We start from the raw sequence: 23,486 nt of genomic DNA on the forward strand, positions 1-23,486 counted from the left end.
CTCAGGTCGCCGTGAGCGCCGGGGGTTTTCCACCCCCGGACCCCCGGAGAGTTGTTGCAGCAAGGTGAACTGGCCACCTTTATCCTTTTTTAACGCCACCCTCTTATTCAGACCCCAAGGTACAGGTTGGAGAACCCAGGGCCCTGCAAGGTGAAGCCCTGTTCCGCGTCCTCCGAGAGAATGTCGCGGGCAGGGTGGAACTTTCGTTTCACCTTGCCGTAACAACTCCCGCCGGAGGCCCCGACCGCGGGGCAGGGCGGTAACATGCCAAACTCTAGAACTGCTCTGCTGACAAATCCATGACAGTCTCTGCACCCGTTTCAATGCGGGCTAGGTGCATCGCACAGGCGGGCAGTTGACGTGCCATGTAGTATTTGCCCGTTGCGATTTTGCCTTCGTAGAACGCGGTGTCAGAGGCGCCGTTGTCGAGCGCGGTGTAAGACGCTGCCGCCATACGGGTCCACATCAGGCCGAGGCAGACATGGCCCATGAGGTGCATGAAGTCATAGGAACCAGAGAGCGCGTTGTTGGGGTTTTTCATGCCGTTTTGCATGAAATACATGCCCGCCGCTTGCATCTGTTTTGATGCGTTTTTCAGGGCCTCGACAAAGGGTTGCATCCGCTCATCGGTGTGGGACTTGCACTCTGCCTTGACCATCTCAAAGAAGGCCATGACGTGTTTGCCGCCGTCTTGGGCCAATTTGCGGCCAACGAGGTCGAGCGCTTGGATGCCGTTCGCACCCTCATAGATCATGGCAATCCGCGCATCGCGGGCGAACTGGGACATGCCCCATTCTTCGATATAGCCATGACCGCCGTAAACCTGTTGGGCCTGCACGGCCATTTCAAAGCCTTTGTCGGTCTGGAAGCCCTTAATCACAGGGGTCAGCAGGGACACGAGGCCGTCGGCCGCTGCATCACCAGAGCGGTGCGCACGGTCGATCAGGTTTGCGCCCCAGTAGGTCAATGCCCGCGCGCCTTCGGTAAAGGACTTTTGGTCCATCAGATTGCGGCGGATATCTGGGTGCACGATCAGCGGGTCGGCTGGACCGTTGGGGTTCTCGGCGCCCGTGACGGCGCGGCCCTGCAGGCGGTCTTTGGCATAGGCGACGGCGTTTTGGTAGGCGGCCTCGGACTGGGCATAGCCCTGAAGGCCAACACCCAAACGTGCCTCGTTCATCATGGTGAACATGGCGCGCATGCCTTTGTGCGCCTCACCCACCAAATAGCCTGTCGCGCCGTCGTAGTTCATCACGCAGGTGGCGTTGCCGTGGATGCCCATTTTCTCTTCGATCTTACCGACCGAGACCGCGTTGCGGTCGCCGAGCGAGCCATCATCATTCACCATGATTTTCGGCACGATAAAGAGCGAGACGCCTTTGATGCCTTCGGGACCGCCAACGATTTTTGCCAGAACGAGGTGGATGACGTTCTCTGACAGGTCGTGGTCGCCTGCCGAGATAAAGATCTTTTGACCAGTAATTTTGTAGCTGCCGTCGTCCTGCGGCTCTGCCTTGGTCCGCATGAGGCCCAGATCGGTGCCGCAATGTGGTTCGGTCAGGTTCATCGTGCCAGTCCAGTCACAGGTGACCATCTTGGGCAGGAATTTCGCCTTTAGGTCGTCCGAGGCGTGAGCGTGGATGGCAGAGTATGCGCCGTGGGTGAGGCCCTGATACATGTTAAAGGCCATGTTGGCCGAAACGAAGGGTTCCATCACGGCGGTGTTGAACACGTAAGGCAGACCCTGACCGCCGTATTCGGGGTCACAGTCGAGCGCGGTCCAACCGCCTTCTTTCATTTGGTCAAAGGCCGCTTTGAACCCAGTCGGCGTGCGGACGACACCGTTTTCATAGGTGCAGCCTTCGGTGTCGCCAACCGCGTTCAGCGGGGCCAAAACTTCCGACGCGATTTTGCCAGCTTCTTCGAGCACGGCAGAAGTGAAATCGCGGTCCAGCTCGTCGTATCCGGCGATATCTTGTTCCGAAACCTTCAACAGGTCGTGCAGCACGAATTGGATATCTTTGATGGGGGCGGTGTAGCTGGGCATTGTGCGGTCTTCTCCTCCGGTGGTGTGGGAAGGGCGCCTTAAGCCGCCCGTTCCGCGCGTAATTTCGCCAGATGTTGGCGACCCCATTCGATCTGCTGTCGGAGATCGTCGATGGCGGTTTCCAACTCGGCCTTTTGTTGTTCCATCTCGGCCAGATGTTGTTTGGCCACTTCGTAGGTCTTTACCAGCTGGGTTTCTTGCTGGTCGTCCAGTTCGTAGAGGTCGAGGAGCTGCCGGATTTCTTCCAGCGAGAAACCGAAGCGCTTACCGCGCAGGATCAGTTTCAAGCGAGCCCGATCGCGTTTGGTAAACAGGCGCTTTTGCCCGTCACGGATCGGAAACAACAGCTCTTTGGCCTCGTAGAACCGCAAAGTGCGAGGTGTTACGTCGTAGGCGTCGCACATCTCGCGGATGGTCATGGTCTGGTTGTTCGTTTCGTTCATGTTCGTCTCACTCATGCGTTGAAGTGATGGTAGCGCAATCTGCAAAGACAGTTTCACCATACAAGCCAAGTTTACCAGAACGTAAACGAAACGCTGCGTCATTTTTCAGTATGACGAAAGGTCATTAAAGCTGTCGTTACGTAAGGCGAAATAATGTGAGCGTGCAGAAAATCAATTTCCACACGCGAAACGCGAATTTTCAATTTGGGGTGGCTTAGCCGAGCGAGGCCAGCGTGTCGTCGCGGAGTGATTCCAACTCTGCGATGGTCTGTTCGAGCTGGATCTTTTGCTCTGCCAATTCAGCGAGCTGACCATTCGCCATTTCGACCCAGCGGCGCATCTGCGCGTCAGTGCCTTCTTTTTCGTAGATCAACAGCCACTGACGGATGTCTTCGAGCGCAAAACCAAAGCGGCGGCCACGTAGGATCAGCGTCATTCGGGCGATTTCGCGGGCCCCGTAGAACCGTGACCGACCTTCGCGAACAGGGGAGATGAGTTCGATATACTCGTAATAGCGTAGGGTCCGCGGCGTCACATCGAACTTCGCGCACATTTCTTTGAATGTCAGACGTGTATCCGGCATCTATCTCTCCCTCGTGGCTACACTAGGGCGAAAAAAAACGATGGGCAACCGCTCCTGACGCGACGGTAAATCTAAGACCAAGTCTTGCGCGTTTGCTCTGGATCGTGAACCAATAGAGCAACCGAAAGGAATGCTCATGACTGACGCACCGCAAGACCATCAAGAACGCAAGGCACGGCTTGCCGACCAGTTCATCGCGACCCTGCCACACGCAAAGGCACTGGGGATGCGGATGACAGCTATCGGGGATGGGATGGCGACGATTGAGATGGATTATGACACGCGGTTCATTGGCGACCCCGAAACGGGCGTGATCCACGGTGGTGCGGTGTCCGCACTGATGGACACCTGCGGCGGGGCGGCTGTGATGAGCCATCCCTCCTGTGCGGGTGGGACGGCGACCTTGGATTTGCGGATTGATTACATGCGCCCCGCCACCCCCGGTCAAAAGATCACAGCCACGGCGGAATGCTATCACGTGACCCGCAGCGTGGCCTTTGTTCGCGCGACCGCGACGGATGAGGACACAGCGCGGCCTGTGGCCACGGCGACAGGGGCCTTTACGGTCGACGGCAGTAAGGGGGGCAAGTGATGCGCAAACCAGAACCCGTTCAGGTGATCAAACAGCGCCGCGATGCGGCCTTGGAAAAGCTGGTCAGTGGCGTGCCTTATATTCAGTTCCTCGGCATCCAGTTTGACCGTCGTGGCGATGAATTGACTGCCATTTTGCCGTTTGACGACAAACTGATCGGCAACCCGATGTTGCCCGCGATCCACGGCGGCGTGACGGCTGCATTCCTCGAAACCACGGCGCTGATTGAATTGGCGTGGGGGATGATGTGGCAAGAGATGGAAAGTGGCTCTGCCCCAGATTTCCAACTGGGCGATGCGCCGATCCGTTTGCCAAAGACCATTGATTTCACCGTGGATTACCTGCGATCTGGTCTGCCGCGCGATGCCTATGCACGGGCGACGATCAACAGGTCGGGCCGTCGCTATGCGAGCGTTCATGTCGAAGGCTGGCAGGACAATCGGTCGCGTCTCTTTGCGCAGGCCACAGGACATTTCCTTATGCCGTCCAGAAATGGCTGACCTGAGCCATCGGCGCATCCTCAAGATCGCTGTTCCTATCGTCCTCGCCAATGTGACGGTCCCTTTGCTGGGGTTGGTGGATACGGGCGTGGTCGGTCAATTGGGCGCGGCAGAGCCTATCGGTGCCGTGGCCATCGGTGCGATGATCCTCACCTCTATCTACTGGGTGTTCGGGTTTCTGCGGATGGGGACCACGGGCCTCACGAGCCAAGCCATCGGGGCAGGGCACACCGGCGAGGTTTCGGCGCTGCTCTTTCGCGGGCTACTGCTGGGTGGTGGATTTGGGGCGTTCATTATTCTGCTGCAAATGCCTATCTTCGCGCTTTCGCTCTACCTTTCACCGGGGAGTGTCGGCGTAGAGGCGCTGGCTCATGACTATATGTCGGTGCGTGTGTGGTCGGCCCCTGCGGCGATTGCGCTCTATGCGGTGAACGGTTGGCTGATCGCGGCAGAGCGGACGCGGGCGGTTCTCCTCCTTCAGATCGTGATGAACGGGGCGAATATCCTGCTCGATGTTCTGTTTGTGCTTGGCCTCGGTTGGGGTGTGGCTGGCGTTGCGGGTGCGACCTTTATCGCGGAATGGCTGGGGTTGGCGCTGGGCTTATGGCTCTGCCGTGATGCACTGCGGACAAAGGTCGGTTGGCCTGCGATCCTCGATCCCGCGCGGCTAAAGAATATGGCGGCGGTGAACACCGATATTCTGATCCGTTCGCTGGGACTGCTCGCGGTTTTTGTGTTGTTCATCTTTTGGGGCGCTGGTTTCGGCGACGTGCCATTGGCGGCGAACCAAGTGCTGTTGCAGTTCACCTCCGTCACGGCGTTTGCCTTGGACGGGTTCGCTTTTGCTGCGGAAACGTTGGTGGGCAAGGCCTTTGGGCGGCGCGATCCGACAGAGCTACGTCAGGCCGCGTTGCGCAGTTCAGCGTGGGGGCTGGGGGCGTCGGTACTGATGGCGGCAGGGTTCTGGTTGGGCGGTGGCACGATCATCGATATTTTGACCACCGCGCCTGATGTACGCGAGGAAGCGCGGATTTACCTGCCCTATATGGCGGTTGCGCCGATCCTTGGCCTGCCTGCGTTCATGTTCGACGGGATTTTCATCGGGGCAACTCGCAGCCGCGACATGCGCAACATGAGTATCCTGTCGCTCGGGTTCTATCTGGTCGCCGCACTGACGCTGATGCCCGTTTTTGGCAATCACGGGCTCTGGATGGCGATGATGGTGAGCTATTGCGCTCGTGGGCTGACGCTTGCGCTCCGCTACCCCGCGCTGGAAAGAGCAGCGCGCTAAAGGATTGCAAGCACGTTTTCAGGCGGACGGCCAAGTGCTGCACGACCATTGGCAAACACGATAGGGCGTTCGATCAGTTTGGGATTGGCAACCATCGCATCGATCAGTTGATCGTCGCTGGCATTAGCGAGGTCGAGGTCCTTGAATAGCGCCTCTTTGCGCCGCACCAATTCACCCGCCGTCAGGCCCAAGGTGGCGAGGGCCGACCGCAGTTCATCCGCCGTCGGCACATCATCTAGGTAGAGGCGAACCTCTGGCGCGATCCCTTTGTCGGTCAAAAGAGCGAGCGTCTCGCGGCTCTTGCTGCAGCGGGGATTGTGCCAGATGGTGATCATGTCCAGTCGCCCCGTCCAGTGCCAACAGCCTCCGCAACATTGGCAAAGCCGTCGCGGGCCAGCAGTGCGTCCAGACCACGCGCGATGTCATCCGCGAGGCTGATGCCGCCGTAGACGAGCGCGGTGTAAAGCTGCACAGCAGACGCGCCAGCGCGGATTTTCTGGTAGGCTTGTTCAGCGCTGCCGACACCACCGACACCGATGATCGGAATGGTGGTCAGTCCAGACAGACGCGCCAGTAGGCGGGTTGATTTTTCAAAGACGGGTTGCCCCGAAAGGCCACCTTTTTCGTCCTTGTGAACGCTGCGCAGACCATCCCGCGATAGCGTTGTGTTCGTCGCGATGATCCCCGCGATGCCAGAGGCATTGGCAACTTCGGCCACGTCGTCGAGTTCTTCGTGGGTCAGATCCGGTGCGATCTTGAGGAAGATGGGTAGCGGTTTTGCCAGACCAGCGTTCGTCTCAATCACACCAGCCAAGAGTGCTGCGAGCGCGTCCTTGCCTTGCAAATCACGCAGCTTTTCGGTGTTCGGGCTGGATACGTTGACCGTTGCGAAATCGAGATGGGCACCACAGCGGGCCAGAACGCGGGCGAAATCTGCCGCGCGGTCTTCGCTGTCTTTGTTGGCGCCGAGGTTGAGGCCAATGATGCCCCCACGCGGACGAGCAGCGAGGCGGGTCGCAGCGGCCTCCATGCCTTCGTTGTTGAAACCAAAGCGGTTGATCGCGGCTTGATCCTCGGTGAGGCGGAAGAGGCGCGGTTTCGGGTTGCCAGGCTGTGGGCGTGGCGTGATCGCGCCGACCTCAACAAAGCCGAACCCGCATTTCGCCAAAGCGTGCAGCGCGGTCGCGTTTTTGTCGAAACCAGCGGCCAGACCAACAGGGTTTGGCAGGGACATGCCCGCAACTGTGGTGGCAAGGCGCGGCGTGGTGAACGGGCCAGCCTTGGGGCCGAGGCCGAGGTTCAGCGATTTCAGAGCGAGGCCATGCGCCACTTCGGGGTCGGTGGAGCGCAGGACGCGCATCCCGATTTGTTCAAGCAGGGTCATGCGAGCTCCGGAAACTGATGTGCGCCGTCAACAATCGGCAAAGGCTTGTCCCACAAAATATCGGTCATCCGCAGAGGGCGGTAGAGATGCGGGAACAACTGACCACCGCGCGAGGGTTCCCAGACCAGCGGATCGAGGCTGTCAGCCTCAAGCGCGAGGAGGACCAGACCATCCTCACCAGCGAAGTGTTTCGCGGCGGTTTCTTGGGCCTGTTCAGCGGTGGAAAAATGCACATAGCCGTCGATCACGTCGATCGGCGCACCGAGGGTTTCACCCTTGGCCTGCAGCTCTGCCCACTCTGGGGCGCGGAAGATTTTGTAGATCAGCATGGCGCGGTGATGCCTTTGTCCCTCGATTTGGTCAAGAGTGCATCAATTTCGGGCAGGCCTCTGACACCAGCCTGTTACGTGGCGGGAATAGGTCGAAAGGATGCAGGCAATATTTGACTCAATAGTCAGTTCTGCCCAAGCTGATCGAATATCAACCAGGGGGATCCCAATGATTACACGTATTCTAGCATCGTCTTGTGCTCTTGCGCTGTCTGCCGGCGCAGCAATGGCGGATTATTCGCTGACCATTTTGCACACGAACGATTTCCACGCTCGCTTTGAACCGATCAGCAAATACGATTCGACCTGCTCTGCAGAGGACAACACCGCGGGTGATTGTTTCGGCGGCACCGCGCGTCTAGTCACAGCGGTGGCAGAGGCTCGCGCACGGTCGAACAACTCGATCCTTGTTGATGGCGGCGACCAGTTCCAAGGCACGCTGTTCTACACCTTCTATAAGGGTGCGATGGCGGCGGAGTTCATGAACCTCTTGGGCTACGACGGTATGACCGTTGGTAACCACGAATTCGACGACGGCCCCGAAGTTCTGCGCGGATTTATGGATAGCGTTGAATTCCCCGTGCTGATGTCGAACGCCGATTTCTCGGGCGAGGCGCTGCTGTCGGACAAACTGCTGAAGTCGACCGTGATCGAACGTGGTGGCGAAAAGATCGGCCTGATCGGTTTGACACCGCATGACACGGACGAACTCGCAAGCCCCGGTCCGAACGTGATCTTTACCGATCCCGTGGATGCGGTTCAGGGCGAGGTTGATAAACTGACCGCTGAGGGCGTGAACAAGATCATCGTTCTGTCCCACTCTGGCTATTCGGTGGACCAACGGGTTGCGGCTGAAACTACAGGCGTTGATGTGATCGTTGGTGGTCACTCGAACACCCTTTTGGGTGACATGGACAAAGCCGAAGGTCCATATCCGACCATGGTGAACAACACCGCGATTGTGTCGGCCTATGCTTACGGCAAGTTCCTTGGCGAGCTGAACGTCACCTTTGACGACGACGGCAACCTGACCGAGGCTTCGGGTCAGCCGATCTTGATCAATGGCGAAGTTGCAGAAGATGCAGCGGTCGTTGCGCGTATCGGCGAACTGGCGGCTCCGCTCGAAGAAGTGCGCAACCGTGTCGTCGCCGAGACTGCAGAGGAAATCGTTGGCGTGCGTGAAGATTGCCGCGCCCGCGAATGTGCGATGGGGTCGTTGATCGCGGACGCGATGCTGTCACGTGTTGCGGATCAGGGCATTCAGATCGCGATCCAGAACGGCGGCGGTATTCGTGCCTCGATCGATGCTGGTCCTGTCACCATGGGCGAAGTGCTGACCGTCCTGCCGTTCCAGAACACGCTTTCGACATTCCAAGTCACAGGCGACTTTGTGATTGCAGCGTTGGAAAATGGGGTGAGCCAGTGGGAAGAAGGTGCTGGTCGTTTCCCTCAGGTTGCAGGCATGAGCTTTACCGTTGATCCGTCGAAACCGGCGGGCGACCGTGTGTCGGACGTCATGGTTGGCGGCGCACCGATTGACGTGTCGGCGACCTATGGCGTTGTGTCGAACAACTACGTGCGCAACGGTGGCGACGGCTATGGCATGTTTGTCAATGCGGCAAACGTCTATGACTTTGGCCCTGACCTTGCGGATGTTCTGGCGGAATACTTGGCCGCGCAATCGCCGTTCACCCCATACACTGACGGTCGTATCACAGTTGTTGGCGAATAATCCTGGCCCCACTGTCTAAACACTTGGCCCCTGCCGGATGCGGTGGGGGCTTTTCGTTTGCGGGGGAGGGTGGCACACTGCTGGTATGGATCATCCCTTGCTCGACCTGATCAACGCCCGCATTGCCGAAGCGGAAAAAGACGGTGCCTTTGATAACCTCGAAGGCGCGGGAAAGCCGTTGCCGCCCTGTGATGATCCTGAAAACGCGCTGATCAATCGGGTGATCCGCGAAAACGGCGCTGTGCCAGAGTTCGTCACCTTGGGCCGCGAGCTGCGAAAACTTCGCGAAGAGTTGGCTGAAGAGTCGGACCGCACGCGGCGGCATCAACTGCTCAAAGATATGTCGATGCTAGAAGCGCGGATTGATCTGTCGCGCAAGGCCTTTGCCCGCTGATGTGTGGGCGCATGGCGATCACGCTGCCTCATGATGCGATGGCGCAGATGTTCTCTGCGGCAAAGTCCAACACTTTGCCAGCGGATGAACCGAACTGGAACGTTTGTCCGACAACCACCATCGCGGCTGTGACCAGCCACGATAACGTTCGGCATTTGCGGCCAATGCGCTGGGGGTTCATTCCGTCGTGGTATGACAAACCGAACGGCGGCCCGCTGTTGATAAATGCCCGTGCCGAAACCATCGCGGAAAAGCCTGCGTTTCGCGAAGCTTGCCGTCAAAGGCGCTGCCTGATTGCGGCGGATGGGTTTTACGAATGGCACCGCGATGGTGACACGCCGTTGCCTTACTGGGTGACGCGTACTGATGGCGCGCCGATGGTGTTTGGGGGGATTTGGCAAACGTGGGGCGATCAGGCGACCTGCGCGATTGTCACCACCGACGCCAATGCGGATATGGCGCCGATCCATCACCGATTGCCATTGATCCTGCCGCCTGATGACTGGGCGCTGTGGTTGGGTGAAGCGGGACATGGGGCCGCAAAATTGATGACACCCGCCAAAGAAGGGGTCCTCTCCCTTCGGCGGGTGTCCAAAGCCGTCAATTCGAATCGTGCGACAGGACCAGACCTGATCGAGCCACTGATCGAGGACGAATGATCAGTTGTTGCCGCTGGACGTGGTGGTGTCCGGTGCTTCTTCGATCGGGGGTTCATCAAAGCTGAACGCGCCGTGCTGTTCTTCTTCGGCAAGCGACGACGTGAATTCGAGCACGGTGTCTGCGTTCACTTGAATGAGGAAGGTTTCACCTTTTTCCAGCGAAGGGCTGGTCCATTGAACGATTTGGCTGTCCTCAAACGGGATCGCGCTGATCACGCGGGCGTTGTCGGCTTGGTTATTGAATTGAACAATCTCGCCTGGATCAACGTAAGTGGTGAGCGGGAAGAACCCGAAATCGGTGATCACCACGGTTTGATAGGTTTGTTCACTATCGGCATTGAGCATCGTAGCCGTCGAGAGAACCGCCACAGACGCGAGCATAGCAATGCGAAGCATCATCGCCTCCATAAATGAAATACGCTCCCATTCGGAGCATCGCATATACGATTAGGTAGGTAATTCGGCAGAAATAAGGCGCGAAAAAGGCTGAAAACTGCGTCTTGAACTTCCCCTAAAGGCTGGACTATATGGTTCTGAACGCGGGTGTTGTGTAATGGTAAGACCTCAGCCTTCCAAGCTGATGACACGGGTTCGATTCCCGTCACCCGCTCCAAAATCCCCTCAGTTTCGGTCCTTATCGTCGTATGCGGCAACCCTGTGCTTGTGATTGCGCGTCGTGGTCAGTATCAACCCGACAACGACTTTGAAGGCGAGGATTCATGGCAAAGGCACCAATTGACGTCGCGGGACAAGACCGCGCCCGATCCAAACGTGTTTCGGCTCTTGGTGGGCTGTGGCCTTTTATTCGGCCATACCGTCTGATGGTCCTTGCGGCCTTTGTGGCGCTGTCGGTCACGGCGATGATTTCGCTGATCCTGCCTTTGGCTGTGCGCCGTGTGGTCGACAACTTTGAAGGGGGCACATCGCCCCTGTTGAACCAATATTTCGGCGCGGCCCTAATCATCGTTGCGCTTTTGGCGATGGGCACCGCCGTGCGCTATTACCTCGTGACCCGTTTGGGCGAACGTGTGGTGGCTGACATCCGCGAAGCCGTGTTCGACCGCATGGTCGGCATGAGCCCGTCGTTCTACGAAAACATCATGACGGGTGAGGTGCTGAGCCGCATCACGACGGACACCACCTTGATCCTGTCTGTCATTGGGTCGTCGGTATCTGTCGCGCTGCGCAACGTGTTTGTATTCGTTGGTGGCATGGTTTTGTTGATGATGACATCGGCAAAACTTACAGGTTTGGTGTTGCTGATCGTACCCGCCGTCATCGTGCCGATCGTTGTTCTGGGCCGCCGGTTGCGCCAGTTGGGTCGTGAAAACCAAGACTGGATCGCCAATTCGTCTGGTTCCGCATCCGAGGCGCTGTTGTCGGTGCAGACCGTTCAGGCCTTCACCCAAGAGGACCGTACCCGCGAGAAATTCCGCAAGGTGACAGAGCAGAGCTTTGCCAGTGCAAAGCGCCGTATTCTGACCCGTGCGATGATGACGATGATCGTTATTTTCCTGATCTTTTCGGGCGTTGTTGGCGTCTTGTGGATCGGGGCCCGTGACGTTGGTGCAGACCAGATGTCGGTCGGCGAACTGGTTCAGTTCGTGATCTACGCCGTTATGGTCGCAGGTGCCGTTGGTGCCTTGACCGAGATTTGGGGCGAACTGCAGCGTGCCGCCGGTGCGACCGAACGTTTGATCGAACTTCTGAATGCGAACGATAGCGTGACCGATCCAGCGCAGGCTGTGGCCACGCCGAAGATGGAGAAGGGCCAGATCTCGTTCGAGGATGTGACGTTCTTCTATCCGTCCCGCCCAAATGCGCCTGCGCTTAATGCCATCAGCCTTGATGTGGCGCCGGGTGAAACCGTGGCATTGGTTGGTCCGTCTGGGGCGGGTAAGTCGACGATTATTCAACTGCTCTTGCGGTTCTATGACCCGAACAGTGGCGCGATTAAATTGGATGGCGTTGACCTGCGGAACATGACCCGTGCTGACTTCCGTCAGCAAATCGCTCTGGTTCCGCAAGACGCGGTAATCTTTGCCGATACAGCCCGCGAAAATATCCGCTTTGGTCGTCCGTCGGCAACAGATGCCGAAGTTGAGGCCGCTGCCAAAGCTGCCGCTGCGCATGATTTCCTGACTGCATTGCCTGAAGGCTACGACACCTATGTCGGTGAACGCGGTGTGATGCTGTCTGGCGGTCAAAAGCAGCGCATCGCGATTGCACGCGCGATCCTGCGTGACGCGCCGATCCTTCTGTTGGATGAGGCGACATCGGCGCTAGATGCCGAAAGCGAACGTCTGGTTCAGGCTGCGGTCGATGAACTGGCCAGCACCCGCACCACGCTGATTATCGCGCACCGTTTGGCGACTGTGAAAAAGGCCGACCGCATTGTGGTGTTCGAGGACGGTCAGATCGTCGCCGTGGGCACGCATGACGCATTGGTCGCCGAAGGTGGGCTCTACGCGCGTCTTGCACGACTTCAGTTTACCGACGGTATCGCTGCGGAATAATCGCATTTTCGCAGCGTCATACTTGCGTTCATGGGGGGGCATACCCCATCTTTCCTGTTAATCGCGCGTCAATGCGCACAAGGGGAGGAGACGGCATGACTTATGCCACACTAGCGGACCGTGCCGCGATCATGGCTGAAAAGCCGTGGGAAGATCGCAATCAGCCAAAGACAATGTATGAATTGTTGCACCGGACCACCACAGCACATGGTGGCCGTCCTGCTGTGACGTTCCAAATGTTCTCTGATCCTGATGCGCCAGCGGAAACGCTGTCGTGGTCGGAATTGCATGACCAAACCTGCCGCACGGCGAACCTGTTCCGTAGCCTTGGCGTCGGTGAAAATGATGTTGTGGCCTATCTGATGCCCAACAGCACCGAAACCGTGCTGACCTATTTGGGCGGTCAGATTGCGGGCATCGTGAACCCGATCAACCCGCTTCTCGATCCCGAACATATCGGGGGTATCCTGCGCGAAACGGGGGCGAAGGTTCTCGTGACGCTGAAGGCCTTCCCAAAGACCGACATCGCGCAAAAGGCGGCTGAAGCGGTCAAGCTTGCGCCGAACGTGCAGACCGTCGTTGAAGTGGATTTGCTGCGCTATATGACCGGCTTGAAAAAGCTGATCATCCCGCTGATCCGCCCGAAGGTGCCCGTGTCGCACAGCGCGAAAGTCATCGATTTCAACAAGTCGGTTGCCAAGCAGCCTGACAAACTGACCTTTGCCGACAGCACAGGTGACCGTGTCGCGGCCTATTTCCATACGGGTGGTACGACGGGTCTGCCAAAGATCGTGCAGCACAAATACTCGGGCATCATCTACAACGCGTGGCTGGGTGATCGACTGCTCTTCAAACCCGAAGACGTGCAGATCTGCCCGCTGCCACTGTTCCACGTGTTCGCGACGATTGTGTCGCTTGGTGCGTCGCTCGGCTCTGGTGCGCACTATGTGCTGCCGACCCCTGCTGGCTATCGTGGCGACGGTGTGTTCGATAACTTCTGGAAGCTGATCGAACGCCACAAGGTCACGTTTATGATCACCGTGCCTACGGCGATTGCGGCTCTTATGCAGCGTCCTGTGAACGCAGACATCTCGTCGCTACAGCTCGCCTTCTGTGGCTCTGCGCCGTTGCCAGTGGAGCTGTATAAACGGTTCGAACAATCGGCCAAGGTCACCATCTGCGAAGGTTACGGTCTGACCGAGGCGACCTGCCTCGTGTCGATCAACCCGCCCGATGGCGAAAAGAAGATCGGGTCTATCGGCTTCCCGTTCCCCTACACGGACGTGAAGATTTTCGACCACGTCACGCATGAGGAGTGCGGTACCGATCAGATTGGCGAGATTTGCCTCTCGAGCCCCGGTGTGAACATGGGTGCGACCTATACTGAGGCCGCAAAGAACGCTGACCTCTATTATCCAGGTGATCTGGGGCCGACCCAATACCTGCGGACGGGCGATTTGGGTCGGATTGATGCGGACGGTTATCTGTGGATCACGGGCCGCGCCAAGGACCTTATCATCCGTTCGGGTCACAACATCGACCCCGCCGAGATCGAAGAGGCGCTGGCTGGTCACCCGAAAATCGCCTTTGCGGGCGCGATTGGTCAGCCTGACAGCTACGCGGGCGAACTGCCTTGCGCCTATGTCGAACTGATCGACGGCGCAGAGGCGACGGTCGAGGAACTCATGGCCTTTGCCAAAGAGAAAATCCACGAACGTGCAGCGCATCCAAAACACCTCGAGATATTGGATGAACTGCCGAAAACGGCTGTTGGTAAGATCTTTAAACCCGATCTGCGGAAACGTGCGATCACCCGCGTCTATAACGAAGCTTTGGCGGCTGCGGGTCTTGCCGCGGAAGTGGTCGAAGTGGTCGAGGATAAAAAGCTGGGCTTGGTCGCTAAACTGGCCCGAACGGGCGAGGTTGATGACGAGGCGGTCGCGACCTGCCTTGGTGCTCATACCCGTCCGTGGGCGTGGGCCGCGTAAAGATCGACACGTGTTGATTGAACAGAATGGCAGTGTCGAACCTTCGGCGCTGCCATTTTCGTTTTTGCGGGTTCTAGATAGTAGACTTGACCAGACAAGGGGCAGATAAGCGGCGCAAGTTTTAGAAAAAGGATGTCATTATGACTTGCGAGTTTTGCGGTGCCGCTGACACCACCGAAATCACAATTTCTCCGCGTGAGGACACCATTGCGCTCTGTGCGACCTGCGCTGAAGGTCTGTCTGGCACCCCGACCGATGCCCCGCATTGGCAGTGCCTGAACGGCGCGATCTGGTCTGAAACCCCAGCGGTGCAGGTTGCGGCTTTCCGCGTGCTCAAGGCACTGGATGCGGCATGGGCGAATGACGTGCTCGACGGTGTTTACCTCGATCCTGAGGTTCAAGCATGGGCCGAGGCTGGCATTGCTGAGGCCAGCGACGTTGTGCACAAAGACAGCAACGGCACTGTTCTGGCGAACGGCGACACGGTGACCTTGATCAAGGACCTTCCTGTGAAAGGTGCGGGCTTTACCGCGAAACGTGGCACGGCTGTGCGGAACATTTCGCTGGTGCCTGATAACGCAGGCCATATCGAAGGCCGCGTTGAAGGTCAGCGGATCGTGATCCTGACCCAATTCGTCAAAAAGAAGTAAGGGATCGTGGGGGCAATGCCCCCCATATCCAACCTTTGGGTAGTGGGCTCGCTCAGCGCTTTGCGTCGCGCCGTCTACGCAGGATAAAGTGGATGATCGCTGTCAGGACCAAGCCTGCGGTGAGTAGGGCGGCCAGCGGCAATGTTACGATCAGCATCCAGCCCGACAGGCTCCACCCCGCCAGTGTCGGTCCCCAATCGTAACCGTCCACGATACACGGGAATGTCGCGTTTTCAGTGACGGTGCAGCCGTGTTTGTCAGCGAACCAGCCAACCCAAGTCAGCACGGCGATAGGGCTCAGGCACAGGGCGATCAAAGCGATCCATATGCCGTAGAGCCACCGCATTTAGACGCGGCCTTTGTTGGCTGTGCCAATCACCCCTTAAGAACCTTCAGCGCTTCGCCCAGATCAATCGCGCCGTCATAGAGCGCGCGGCCAGAGATTGCGCCGTTTAGTGCTGCGCCGCAGTTTTTTAGGTTCCGCAAATCGTCGAGCGAGGACACGCCGCCAGAGGCGATCACTGGGATTGACATAGCGTTAGCAAGCTCGGCTGTGGCTTCGACGTTCGGGCCTTGCATCGCGCCGTCGCGGTTGATGTCGGTGTAGATGATAGCCGACACGCCTGCGTCCTCGAACGAACGGGCGAGGTCGATGACATTGACGTTGGTTTCTTCGGCCCAGCCTTTGGTCGCGACCTTGCCGTTGCGGGCGTCGATGCCGACGGCCACGTGACCGGGGAAGGCCTTGCAGGCTTCGCGCACCAAATCAGGGTTTTCGACGGCAACGGTGCCGAGGATCACTCGGGTCAGGCCCTTGTCCAACCAGCGTTCGATCGTTGCCATATCGCGGATACCACCACCGAGCTGGGCAGGGACCTTGCACTGTTTGAGGATTTCTTCGACGGGGGCCGCGTTCACGGGTTCGCCCGCGAAGGCGCCGTTCAGGTCCACGAGGTGCAGCCATTCGCAGCCAGCGTTCACGAACTCCAGCGCTTGTGCAGCGGGGTTTTCGTTGAATACCGTGGCTTGATCCATTTCACCTTTGTAGAGGCGCACGGCATTGCCGTCTTTGAGGTCGATAGCAGGATAGAGGATCATAGCGGGCACCCGTTTGTCTGTTTGCCTGTCCTTAACCACGGAGAGGCCAGAATTGCAACGAACCCAACGTCAGACTTGATTGGAATCGGTCATGATGAGCAGGCTAATCGCAACGAGAACATGGGAGGAAGACATGAAGACACTAGCACTGGCGGCGATCGCTGTACTGGGATTTACGGGCGCGGCTCTGGCCGATCCGCTCGAGGGAACGTGGCGCACGGTTGCGGATGATAACGGCAACTCTGGCCTGATTTCGGTTGCACCTTGCGGTGAGCAACTCTGCGGAACCCTGATCAAGTCGTTTGATAGCGCGGGCGCTGAAATGGCATCCGAGAACATCGGCCGTCAGATCATCTATGAAACCGTTGCGAACGGTGACGGCACCTATTCTGGTAAGGTTTGGTCCCCAGACCGCGATAAGGTCTACAACTCCAAACTCGTGCTGAGCGGAGATACGCTTGAGGTGAATGGATGCGTTCTCATGATCTGCCGCAATGGCGGCACGTGGATGCGTCAGTAAAAACGAAAGGGCGCCGCAAGGCGCCCTTTTTCATGGCTTCCAGTTCAGGAAGTTCGCGATGAGCCGTAGCCCTGTCGCTTGGGACTTTTCTGGGTGGAACTGGGTTCCGACCACGTTGTCGCGGCCCACAATCGCGGTGATGTCGCCTGCGTAATCCACATGGGCGATCCGCTGGGCGGGGTCGCTGACTTTCATGTGGTAGGAGTGCACGAAATAAGCGTGGTCGCCCGTTTTTATGCCGTCGAGCACGGGGTGGGGGGTGTCGATCACCAGATCATTCCATCCCATATGCGGTACCTTGAGCGTGGCGTCCGCTGGGGTGATCTTAACGATCTCGCCGCTGATCCAATCGAACCCTGCGGTTTCTTCGTATTCGTGACCAATCGTGGCGAGCATCTGCATGCCGACGCAGATGCCAAGGAAGGGTTTGCCGTCCTTTTCCACCGCTTCGACAATCGCTTCGGCCAGACCGCCCATATCGCTGAGCGCCTTGCGGCAAGCGGGGAACGCACCATCACCCGGAAGGACAATGCGATCCGCTTTGGCCACAACATCGGGTTCGGAGGTGACAACGACCGTGCCACGCCCCGCTTCATGCGCCATCCGTTCAAAGGCCTTGTGAGCCGAGTGAAGGTTGCCGCTGTCGTAATCTACAAGCGCGATCAGGCTCATAGGGCGCCTTTGGTCGACGGAAGGCTACCTGCCATGCGCGGATCGGTCTCTACAGCCATGCGCAGTGATTTTGCGACCGCTTTGAACGCAGACTCTGCGATGTGGTGGCTGTTCACGCCGTGCACAAGGTCAATGTGCAGAGTGATGCCACCGTGCAGCGCAAGCGCCTGAAAGAATTCGCGAACGAGTTCGGTGTCAAAGGTGCCGATTTTCTGGGACGGGAAATCGCAGTTCCAGACAAGGAACGACCGACCCGACAGATCGAGAGCGGCACGCACCTGCGTGTCATCCATCGCCAGCGCAAAGTGGCCGTAACGGTTGATGCCTTTTTTGTCGCCCAGTGCCTGAACCAGTGCCTGACCGATAGCGATGCCTGTGTCCTCGACGGTGTGGTGATCGTCGATGTGGTAGTCGCCTTTGGCGCGGATGGTCATGTCGATCAGCGAGTGACGCGACAACTGGTCGAGCATGTGGTCAAAGAACCCAACGCCAGTTTGGTTGTCATAGGTGCCTTTGCCGTCGAGGTTCAGTTCGACTTCAATCGACGTTTCGGCAGTTTTTCTCGAGATCTTTGCGGTGCGCATGGGGCCTCCGTTCGCTTACGAGGGCCTTATACGGCGGGGCAGGGGGTAGGCCAAGCACTGAAAAACAAAAGGACGCCCGAGGGCGTCCTGTTTGGTGGTCCATTTTGGAGCGGGCGAGGCGATTCGAACGCCCGACCCTAACCTTGGCAAGGTTATGCTCTACCCCTGAGCTACGCCCGCTTCCGTTATGGACCGACTTGGAGCGGGCGAGGCGATTCGAACGCCCGACCCTAACCTTGGCAAGGTTATGCTCTACCCCTGAGCTACGCCCGCTTCCGTGTCAGTGGGCGTGAGATATGAAAAGGCGCGGGGGGCTGCAAGAGGAAAATGAAGGTCACCACGAAATTTTTCCAACTTTTTCCGAAAACAGAACGGGCGCCCGAAGGCGCCCGTCGTTTTCTTATTCGAACTCGATCAACAGATCCTTGGCGTCGATCTGTCCGCCCGCCGTGACGTGAACCGCTTTGACCACGGCATCGCGGTCGGCGTGAATCCCTGTCTCCATCTTCATCGCTTCGATGGTGAGCAGGAGGTCGCCCGCTTTGACCTCTTTGCCAGCTTGGGCCGCGATAGTCGCGACCACACCCGGCATCGGTGCGCCGATGTGGTTCGGGTTGCCTGCCTCGGCTTTCGGGCGGCTTGCTTTCGTCGCGGTGACAGCACGGTTTGGAACGCGGATGGTGCGCGGCTGGCCGTTGATTTCAAAGAACACCTTCACTTCGGCGTTCTCATCCATGTCGCCTACGGCTTGCAGGCGGATTTCCAGCGTTTTGCCCGGATCGATCTCTGCGCTGATCTCTTCGCCTGCGTCCATACCGTAGAAGAACGTGCGTGTCGGCAGCGTGCGAACAGGGCCGTAGGTGCGGTGGCGACCCATGTAATCAAGGAAGACCTTGGGATACATCAGGTAGCCGTTGAGATCCTCATCATCGATCTTTTTACCATCCAAGAGAGCGGTCAGCTCTGCCCGCTTTTCATCGAGGTCAATCGGAGCAAGGTGTTTACCCGGACGGTCGGTGATCGGCGTGTCGCCCTTGAGCACTTTGGTCTGGATCGCGGCAGGCCAGCCACCCGGAGGTTGGCCGAGGCTGCCTTTCATCATGTCGACGACCGAGTCGGGGAAGACCACGTCGGTGGTCGGGTCCTGAACCTGATCTTTGGTCAGACCTTGGGACACCATCATGAGGGCCATGTCGCCGACAACTTTGGAGGATGGGGTCACTTTGACGATGTCGCCGAACATCATGTTCACGTCGGCATAGGCCTGCGCGACCTCGTGCCAACGGTCCTCTAGGCCGAGGCTGCGTGCCTGTGCCTTGAGGTTGGTGAACTGACCGCCCGGCATTTCGTGCAGGTAGACTTCGGAGGCTGGCGATTGGAGGCCAGATTCGAAGGCGGTGTATTGCGCGCGCACCTGTTCCCAATAGTTCGACAACTCACGGATCGACGCGATGTCGAGGCCTGTATCGCGGTCAGAGCCTTTGAGTGCCTCAACGATAGAGCCCAAGGTCGGCTGCGATGTGCCGCCAGAGAAGGCGTCCATTGCCGCGTCCACAACGTCGACACCCGCTGCCGACGCCGCTAGAACGGTCGCGATCGATGCGCCCGAGGTGTCGTGGGTGTGGAAGTGGATCGGCAGACCGACCTCTTGTTTCAGTGCAGTGACCAGAGCGGTTGCAGCGGATGGTTTCAGCAAGCCCGCCATGTCCTTGAGGCCAAGAACATGCGCGCCAGCGGCTTCGAGCTCTTTGGCCATACCGACGTAGTATTTCAGGTCATACTTCGAACGGTTCGGATCGAGCAGGTCACCTGTGTAGCAAATCGTGCCTTCGCAGACCTTTTTAGCATCAATAACCGCGTCCATCGCAACGCGCATGTTTTCAACCCAATTAAGGCTGTCGAACACGCGGAACACATCGACGCCAGAGATGGCAGCCTGACGCACGAATTCCTGCACAACGTTGTCAGGGTAATTCGTGTAGCCAACGCCGTTTGACGCACGGAGCAGCATCTGGGTCATGATGTTCGGCATCGCAGCGCGGATATCGCGCAGACGCTGCCATGGGCATTCCTGCAAGAAGCGGTAGGCCACGTCGAACGTCGCACCACCCCAACATTCGACCGAGAAGAGGCCAGACATGTTTTGCGCATAGGCAGGTGCTGCCTTGATCATGTCGATCGACCGCATACGGGTCGCCAGCAAGGACTGGTGGCCGTCACGCATGGTCGTGTCGGTGATCAGAAGTTGCTTTTGCTGGTGCATCCAGTCGGCAATCGCCTCTGGACCGAATTGGTCGAGGATTTGGCGCGTGCCGCTCTGAACTTCACCTTTGCCGGGCAGGACAGGGGGCTTTGGTGCTTTCAGTTCTGCATGTGGTTTCGCGCGACCAGCGGTTTCAGGGTGACCGTTCACGGTGATGTCCGCGATATAGGTCAGGATTTTGGTCGCACGGTCGCGGCGTTTGTTGAACTGGAACAGCTCTGGCGTCGTGTCGATGAACTTTGTCGTGTATTCGTAGTTCAGGAACGTCGGGTGCTTTAGCAGGTTGATCACAAACTCGATGTTCGTGGATACGCCGCGGATACGGAATTCGCGGAGGGCACGGTCCATCCGCGCAATCGCCATTTCGGGGGTTGGTGCGCGTGCGGTGATTTTCGTCAGAAGCGAGTCGTAGTATCGGGTGATTACCGCGCCCGAATAGGCGGTGCCGCCGTCCAGCCGGATGCCCGGACCTGTTGCCGAACGGTAGGTCTGGATGCGACCGTAGTCAGGGATAAAGTTGTTCGACGGGTCTTCGGTCGTGACGCGGCACTGGAGCGCGTGGCCGTCGAGTTGCACGTCATATTGCGAAGCACAGCCCGTTGCGTCGACGATGGATTTCCCTTCGGCGATCAGGATTTGCGCACGAACGATGTCGATACCTGTGACTTCTTCGGTGACGGTGTGTTCCACCTGAACGCGGGGGTTCACCTCGATGAAGTAGAATTCGCCCGAATCCATATCCATCAGGAATTCGACGGTGCCTGCGCATTCGTAGTTCACGTGTTCGCAGATTTTCTTGCCCAAGTTACACAGGCGTTCACGCTGCGTGGCCGACAGATACGGGGCAGGGGCGCGTTCGACGACCTTTTGGTTGCGGCGCTGAACCGAACAGTCGCGTTCCCAGAGGTGATAAATGTTGCCCTTTTTATCGCCGAGGATCTGCACCTCGACGTGGCGGGCACGCAGAATCATCTTTTCCAGATAGCCTTCGCCATTGCCAAAGGCGGCCTCGGCTTCGCGGCGACCTTCGCGGACTTTTTCCTCGAGCTCTGCTTCGTTCATGATCGGGCGCATGCCGCGACCGCCGCCACCCCACGATGCCTTGAGCATCAACGGGTAGCCAACTTCGGCGGCCTGAACACGGATGATATCCATGTTTTCGCCCAGAACTTCGGTCGCTGGAATGACGGGAACGCCTGCCTCCATCGCGACCTTGCGTGCGCTGGCCTTATCGCCCAACTCGCGCATGGTTTTCGCTTTGGGGCCAATAAAGGTGATGCCGTTGCGATCACATGCATCAACGAAATCGGGGTTTTCCGACAGAAGGCCGTAGCCGGGGTGGATGGCGTCCGCGCCGGACATTTTGGCGACGCGGATCATCTCATCAATAGAGAGGTAGGCGGCAACTGGGCCCAGTCCCTCGCCAATGCGGTAGGCTTCGTCAGCCTTAAAACGGTGAAGGCCGAGTTTGTCTTCTTCGGCGTAGACCGCAACGGTCTTTTTCCCCATCTCGTTCGCGGCCCGCATAATGCGGATCGCGATTTCACCACGGTTGGCGATCAGAATCTTTTTGAACTCGGCCATAGTCGGGCACTCCTTTGCAGATGCAGCAAAGGTGTAGAAAGATTCTGCGGCTGCGTAAACAGCTTTTTTGACGATATGTTAGCGATAACATATCTTTTGCGTAAAATAATCGATTATTCTGACACTGGGGCCTGACGGTTGTGGAGGGGGATTTCCTTCATCAGCAGGGAGAGCGCGAAGGCAATCACACCCAATGAGGCCGCAATCCAAAAGATCGGGTGGATCGCGTTCACAACGCTATCCGCGACCAAACCGCGTGCTTCCTCGGGCAGCCCGTGCAACATTTGCGGGCCGATCTCACCGTTGAATTCGACTGTCGTGCCGAGGCCTGCCGCCATACGTGCCGCAAAGAGGGCGCCGAATGCAGCGACCGCGAGCGACCCACCGACCTGACGGAACATCAGGCCTGCCGCCGTTGCGGTGCCCAAGGTTTCACGCGGCACAGCGTTTTGCACGGCGGTGGTCAGAACAGGGAATGTTGTCCCCATGCCGAGGCCAAACGTGGCGAGCGACAGGCTGAACCGAAGCGTCGAGGTGTATTGGTCGATGGTCGACAGGGCGATCATTCCGAGCACGATAAAGACCGCGCCAATGATCGGCAGGATGCGGTATTTCCCTGTTTTGCCCATCCAGCGGCCCGAGGTGGTCGAGCCGAGCAGGATGCCAAAGGTCATTGGGATCAGCATAAGGCCCGATACGGTCGGGGAGACGCCTTTTGCGATTTGCAGGTAGATCGGCAGGAAGGTGACAGAGCCGAACATCGCCGCGCCGATGATAAAGCTGATCGCAGAGGTCGTCGAAAACACGTTCAGCTTGAACAGTTTCAACGGCAGGATCGGCTCTGCTGCGCGGGATTCAATGTAGACAAACGCGATGGTGCTGATGAGCGAGAGGGCAATGAGTCCGATAAAGGTCGGGCTGTTCCATGCGATTGTGTTGCCACCCAGCGATGTTGCCAGCGTCAGCGATGCCAGCGCGACCGAGAGGGTTGCAGCCCCCCACCAGTCGATAGAGTGCTTGACCCGACGTCCGGTCGGTTTGAACGCCATCGCAAAGCCAGCGACCGCAGCAGCGCCGAACGGGATGTTGATGTAGAAAATCCAGTGCCAGGTGAAGGCTTCGACGAACCAGCCACCAATCAGTGGCCCGATCACAGAGGACATAGAGAACACGGCGGCAAAGATGCCCTGCACCTTTGCGCGGTCGCGGGGCGGGATCACATCGCCGATGACAGAGAGGGCTAGGACAAAAAGGCCGCCACCGCCAAGGCCCTGAAGCGCACGGGCGAGGATCAGGAAGGTCATCGAATTGGCAAGTCCGCAGAGCGCGGAGCCGAAGAGGAACAGACCAACCGAGACGAACACCGTATTTCGGCGTCCATAAAGGTCACCAATTTTGCCATAGAGCGGCGCAACAACGGTCGAGGCCAGCATATAGGCCGTTACGACCCAGCTGAGGTGCTCTAGCCCGCCAAGGTCGGCAACGATGGTCGGCAGGGCGGTGGAAACGATAGTTTGGTCAAGTGCGGCAAGCAGCAAAAGCACCCCGATGGATGCAATAATAAGTCGTGTCGACCCCGTATGGGTCGGAGTAGGTGCAGCGGTCATTGGAGCTCCAGTTTTCTACGGGTGCGTTGCCCGCGATTTCCTCTTTATCT

Annotated in this window: 23 protein-coding genes and 3 tRNA genes; 11 read left to right on the forward strand and 15 right to left on the reverse strand. The window is 58.2% G+C overall.

What is annotated here, in order from left to right; genetic code table 11:
- Positions 1–274: 274 nt before the first annotated feature.
- The 3 genes from QWY83_RS03930 to QWY83_RS03940 form a co-directional block, all read right to left on the reverse strand.
- The gene (locus tag QWY83_RS03930) at positions 275–2,047 is read right to left on the reverse strand and encodes an acyl-CoA dehydrogenase C-terminal domain-containing protein (RefSeq protein WP_105235492.1); all 1,773 of its coding nucleotides are present in this window, start codon (positions 2,045–2,047) and stop codon (positions 275–277) included.
- Positions 2,048–2,085: 38 nt separating this feature from the next.
- Entirely contained in the window at positions 2,086–2,505 is a 420-nt protein-coding gene (locus QWY83_RS03935) for a MerR family transcriptional regulator (protein WP_290245472.1), read from the reverse strand.
- Between the two features lie 199 nt (positions 2,506–2,704).
- Positions 2,705–3,073, reverse strand: coding sequence for a MerR family transcriptional regulator (locus QWY83_RS03940; protein ID WP_105235490.1), 369 nt, complete (start codon positions 3,071–3,073; stop codon positions 2,705–2,707).
- A gap of 136 nt (positions 3,074–3,209) precedes the next feature.
- Between QWY83_RS03940 and QWY83_RS03945 the strand changes: the two genes are divergently transcribed.
- The 3 genes from QWY83_RS03945 to QWY83_RS03955 are packed head-to-tail and all read left to right on the forward strand — an operon-like array spanning position 3,210 to position 5,456.
- Positions 3,210–3,665, forward strand: coding sequence for a PaaI family thioesterase (locus QWY83_RS03945; RefSeq protein WP_105235489.1), 456 nt, complete (start codon positions 3,210–3,212; stop codon positions 3,663–3,665).
- Positions 3,665–4,165 (forward strand): PaaI family thioesterase, encoded by a 501-nt coding sequence (locus QWY83_RS03950; protein ID WP_249946489.1) that lies wholly within the window; start codon positions 3,665–3,667, stop codon positions 4,163–4,165. Before QWY83_RS03945 ends, QWY83_RS03950 begins: the two co-directional genes overlap by 1 nt.
- Positions 4,158–5,456, forward strand: a complete 1,299-nt coding sequence (locus tag QWY83_RS03955; protein WP_249946488.1) for an MATE family efflux transporter — start codon at positions 4,158–4,160, stop codon at positions 5,454–5,456. The genes QWY83_RS03950 and QWY83_RS03955 overlap by 8 nt, the downstream gene beginning before the upstream one ends.
- On the opposite strand, the gene arsC is transcribed toward QWY83_RS03955, so the two are convergent.
- Genes arsC through QWY83_RS03970 form a run of 3 tightly spaced genes read right to left on the reverse strand, consistent with a single transcriptional unit; the run spans position 5,453 to position 7,169 of the window.
- Positions 5,453–5,791 carry an arsenate reductase (glutaredoxin) gene (gene arsC / locus QWY83_RS03960; protein ID WP_249946487.1) on the reverse strand — a complete coding sequence of 113 codons (339 nt, stop codon included), beginning with the start codon at positions 5,789–5,791 and terminating at the stop codon, positions 5,453–5,455. The two genes, QWY83_RS03955 and arsC, sit on opposite strands and share 4 nt — an antisense overlap.
- Entirely contained in the window at positions 5,788–6,840 is a 1,053-nt protein-coding gene (locus QWY83_RS03965; RefSeq protein WP_249946486.1) for a quinone-dependent dihydroorotate dehydrogenase, read from the reverse strand. Before QWY83_RS03965 ends, arsC begins: the two co-directional genes overlap by 4 nt.
- The gene (locus tag QWY83_RS03970; protein WP_249946485.1) at positions 6,837–7,169 is read right to left on the reverse strand and encodes a DUF952 domain-containing protein; all 333 of its coding nucleotides are present in this window, start codon (positions 7,167–7,169) and stop codon (positions 6,837–6,839) included. Before QWY83_RS03970 ends, QWY83_RS03965 begins: the two co-directional genes overlap by 4 nt.
- 169 nt (positions 7,170–7,338) lie before the next feature.
- Here QWY83_RS03970 and QWY83_RS03975 point away from each other — a divergent pair, with 169 nt between their 5' ends.
- The 3 genes from QWY83_RS03975 to QWY83_RS03985 all read left to right on the forward strand — a co-directional run bounded on the left by QWY83_RS03975 (position 7,339) and on the right by QWY83_RS03985 (position 9,954).
- Entirely contained in the window at positions 7,339–8,901 is a 1,563-nt protein-coding gene (locus QWY83_RS03975; protein ID WP_249946484.1) for a bifunctional metallophosphatase/5'-nucleotidase, read from the forward strand.
- A gap of 85 nt (positions 8,902–8,986) precedes the next feature.
- A complete protein-coding gene (locus QWY83_RS03980) occupies positions 8,987–9,295 on the forward strand; it encodes a DnaJ family domain-containing protein (RefSeq protein WP_105235482.1) in 309 nt (102 codons plus the stop codon).
- A gap of 11 nt (positions 9,296–9,306) precedes the next feature.
- Positions 9,307–9,954, forward strand: coding sequence for an SOS response-associated peptidase (locus QWY83_RS03985; protein ID WP_245918060.1), 648 nt, complete (start codon positions 9,307–9,309; stop codon positions 9,952–9,954).
- On the opposite strand, the gene QWY83_RS03990 is transcribed toward QWY83_RS03985, so the two are convergent.
- Positions 9,955–10,350, reverse strand: coding sequence for a hypothetical protein (locus QWY83_RS03990; RefSeq protein WP_158664535.1), 396 nt, complete (start codon positions 10,348–10,350; stop codon positions 9,955–9,957).
- A gap of 143 nt (positions 10,351–10,493) precedes the next feature.
- Between QWY83_RS03990 and QWY83_RS03995 the strand changes: the two genes are divergently transcribed.
- The 4 genes from QWY83_RS03995 to QWY83_RS04010 all read left to right on the forward strand — a co-directional run bounded on the left by QWY83_RS03995 (position 10,494) and on the right by QWY83_RS04010 (position 15,108).
- A tRNA-Gly gene (locus QWY83_RS03995) sits at positions 10,494–10,567 on the forward strand.
- Positions 10,568–10,673: 106 nt separating this feature from the next.
- Complete coding sequence (locus QWY83_RS04000; RefSeq protein WP_249946483.1) at positions 10,674–12,470, forward strand: ABC transporter transmembrane domain-containing protein; 1,797 nt, start codon at positions 10,674–10,676, stop codon at positions 12,468–12,470.
- A 95-nt stretch (positions 12,471–12,565) separates the two neighbouring features.
- Positions 12,566–14,458, forward strand: a complete 1,893-nt coding sequence (locus QWY83_RS04005) for an acyl-CoA synthetase (protein ID WP_249946482.1) — start codon at positions 12,566–12,568, stop codon at positions 14,456–14,458.
- Between the two features lie 140 nt (positions 14,459–14,598).
- Entirely contained in the window at positions 14,599–15,108 is a 510-nt protein-coding gene (locus tag QWY83_RS04010; protein WP_249946481.1) for an alkylphosphonate utilization protein, read from the forward strand.
- A 52-nt stretch (positions 15,109–15,160) separates the two neighbouring features.
- Here QWY83_RS04010 and QWY83_RS04015 read toward each other — a convergent pair whose 3' ends face one another.
- Both QWY83_RS04015 and hisA read right to left on the reverse strand, forming a co-directional pair.
- The gene (locus tag QWY83_RS04015) at positions 15,161–15,454 is read right to left on the reverse strand and encodes a hypothetical protein (protein WP_249946480.1); all 294 of its coding nucleotides are present in this window, start codon (positions 15,452–15,454) and stop codon (positions 15,161–15,163) included.
- A gap of 29 nt (positions 15,455–15,483) precedes the next feature.
- Positions 15,484–16,206, reverse strand: a complete 723-nt coding sequence (gene hisA / locus QWY83_RS04020; RefSeq protein ID WP_067549480.1) for a 1-(5-phosphoribosyl)-5-[(5-phosphoribosylamino)methylideneamino]imidazole-4-carboxamide isomerase — start codon at positions 16,204–16,206, stop codon at positions 15,484–15,486.
- 133 nt (positions 16,207–16,339) lie between these two features.
- Here hisA and QWY83_RS04025 point away from each other — a divergent pair, with 133 nt between their 5' ends.
- Entirely contained in the window at positions 16,340–16,726 is a 387-nt protein-coding gene (locus QWY83_RS04025; RefSeq protein WP_249946479.1) for a DUF2147 domain-containing protein, read from the forward strand.
- 30 nt (positions 16,727–16,756) lie between these two features.
- Here the strand turns inward: QWY83_RS04025 and hisH are convergent, their stop codons facing one another.
- From hisH to QWY83_RS04055, 6 genes are all read right to left on the reverse strand, one after another.
- Entirely contained in the window at positions 16,757–17,398 is a 642-nt protein-coding gene (hisH, locus tag QWY83_RS04030; RefSeq protein ID WP_249946478.1) for an imidazole glycerol phosphate synthase subunit HisH, read from the reverse strand.
- Positions 17,395–17,982, reverse strand: a complete 588-nt coding sequence (gene hisB / locus QWY83_RS04035) for an imidazoleglycerol-phosphate dehydratase HisB (RefSeq protein ID WP_249946477.1) — start codon at positions 17,980–17,982, stop codon at positions 17,395–17,397. The genes hisH and hisB overlap by 4 nt, the downstream gene beginning before the upstream one ends.
- A gap of 105 nt (positions 17,983–18,087) precedes the next feature.
- Positions 18,088–18,162 (reverse strand) — tRNA-Gly (locus QWY83_RS04040).
- Between the two features lie 18 nt (positions 18,163–18,180).
- Positions 18,181–18,255, reverse strand: a tRNA-Gly gene (locus QWY83_RS04045).
- A 127-nt stretch (positions 18,256–18,382) separates the two neighbouring features.
- Complete coding sequence (locus QWY83_RS04050) at positions 18,383–21,829, reverse strand: pyruvate carboxylase (protein ID WP_249946476.1); 3,447 nt, start codon at positions 21,827–21,829, stop codon at positions 18,383–18,385.
- A 113-nt stretch (positions 21,830–21,942) separates the two neighbouring features.
- Positions 21,943–23,436, reverse strand: a complete 1,494-nt coding sequence (locus QWY83_RS04055; RefSeq protein WP_249946475.1) for an MDR family MFS transporter — start codon at positions 23,434–23,436, stop codon at positions 21,943–21,945.
- Between the last annotated feature and the right edge of the window lie 50 nt (positions 23,437–23,486).

Source organism: Marivivens donghaensis, assembly GCF_030410045.1.
Classification (GTDB): Bacteria; Pseudomonadota; Alphaproteobacteria; order Rhodobacterales; family Rhodobacteraceae; genus Marivivens; species Marivivens donghaensis.

What these genes read in the sequence shown, in the direction of transcription:
- arsC (WP_249946487.1), bottom strand. Translation starts at nt 5,791, where the DNA reads ATGATCACCATCTGGCACAATCCCCGCTGCAGCAAGAGCCGCGAGACG.
- QWY83_RS04015 (WP_249946480.1), bottom strand. Translation starts at nt 15,454, where the DNA reads ATGCGGTGGCTCTACGGCATATGGATCGCTTTGATCGCCCTGTGCCTG.
- QWY83_RS03970 (WP_249946485.1), bottom strand. Translation starts at nt 7,169, where the DNA reads ATGCTGATCTACAAAATCTTCCGCGCCCCAGAGTGGGCAGAGCTGCAG.
- QWY83_RS03950 (WP_249946489.1), top strand. Translation starts at nt 3,665, where the DNA reads ATGCGCAAACCAGAACCCGTTCAGGTGATCAAACAGCGCCGCGATGCG.
- QWY83_RS03935 (WP_290245472.1), bottom strand. Translation starts at nt 2,505, where the DNA reads ATGAGTGAGACGAACATGAACGAAACGAACAACCAGACCATGACCATC.
- QWY83_RS03945 (WP_105235489.1), top strand. Translation starts at nt 3,210, where the DNA reads ATGACTGACGCACCGCAAGACCATCAAGAACGCAAGGCACGGCTTGCC.
- hisB (WP_249946477.1), bottom strand. Translation starts at nt 17,982, where the DNA reads ATGCGCACCGCAAAGATCTCGAGAAAAACTGCCGAAACGTCGATTGAA.
- QWY83_RS03965 (WP_249946486.1), bottom strand. Translation starts at nt 6,840, where the DNA reads ATGACCCTGCTTGAACAAATCGGGATGCGCGTCCTGCGCTCCACCGAC.
- QWY83_RS03980 (WP_105235482.1), top strand. Translation starts at nt 8,987, where the DNA reads ATGGATCATCCCTTGCTCGACCTGATCAACGCCCGCATTGCCGAAGCG.
- QWY83_RS04010 (WP_249946481.1), top strand. Translation starts at nt 14,599, where the DNA reads ATGACTTGCGAGTTTTGCGGTGCCGCTGACACCACCGAAATCACAATT.
- QWY83_RS03930 (WP_105235492.1), bottom strand. Translation starts at nt 2,047, where the DNA reads ATGCCCAGCTACACCGCCCCCATCAAAGATATCCAATTCGTGCTGCAC.
- QWY83_RS04055 (WP_249946475.1), bottom strand. Translation starts at nt 23,436, where the DNA reads ATGACCGCTGCACCTACTCCGACCCATACGGGGTCGACACGACTTATT.
- QWY83_RS03955 (WP_249946488.1), top strand. Translation starts at nt 4,158, where the DNA reads ATGGCTGACCTGAGCCATCGGCGCATCCTCAAGATCGCTGTTCCTATC.
- QWY83_RS03990 (WP_158664535.1), bottom strand. Translation starts at nt 10,350, where the DNA reads ATGCTTCGCATTGCTATGCTCGCGTCTGTGGCGGTTCTCTCGACGGCT.
- QWY83_RS04025 (WP_249946479.1), top strand. Translation starts at nt 16,340, where the DNA reads ATGAAGACACTAGCACTGGCGGCGATCGCTGTACTGGGATTTACGGGC.
- hisA (WP_067549480.1), bottom strand. Translation starts at nt 16,206, where the DNA reads ATGATCCTCTATCCTGCTATCGACCTCAAAGACGGCAATGCCGTGCGC.
- QWY83_RS04000 (WP_249946483.1), top strand. Translation starts at nt 10,674, where the DNA reads ATGGCAAAGGCACCAATTGACGTCGCGGGACAAGACCGCGCCCGATCC.
- QWY83_RS04050 (WP_249946476.1), bottom strand. Translation starts at nt 21,829, where the DNA reads ATGGCCGAGTTCAAAAAGATTCTGATCGCCAACCGTGGTGAAATCGCG.
- QWY83_RS03975 (WP_249946484.1), top strand. Translation starts at nt 7,339, where the DNA reads ATGATTACACGTATTCTAGCATCGTCTTGTGCTCTTGCGCTGTCTGCC.
- QWY83_RS03985 (WP_245918060.1), top strand. Translation starts at nt 9,307, where the DNA reads ATGGCGATCACGCTGCCTCATGATGCGATGGCGCAGATGTTCTCTGCG.
- QWY83_RS03940 (WP_105235490.1), bottom strand. Translation starts at nt 3,073, where the DNA reads ATGCCGGATACACGTCTGACATTCAAAGAAATGTGCGCGAAGTTCGAT.
- QWY83_RS04005 (WP_249946482.1), top strand. Translation starts at nt 12,566, where the DNA reads ATGACTTATGCCACACTAGCGGACCGTGCCGCGATCATGGCTGAAAAG.
- hisH (WP_249946478.1), bottom strand. Translation starts at nt 17,398, where the DNA reads ATGAGCCTGATCGCGCTTGTAGATTACGACAGCGGCAACCTTCACTCG.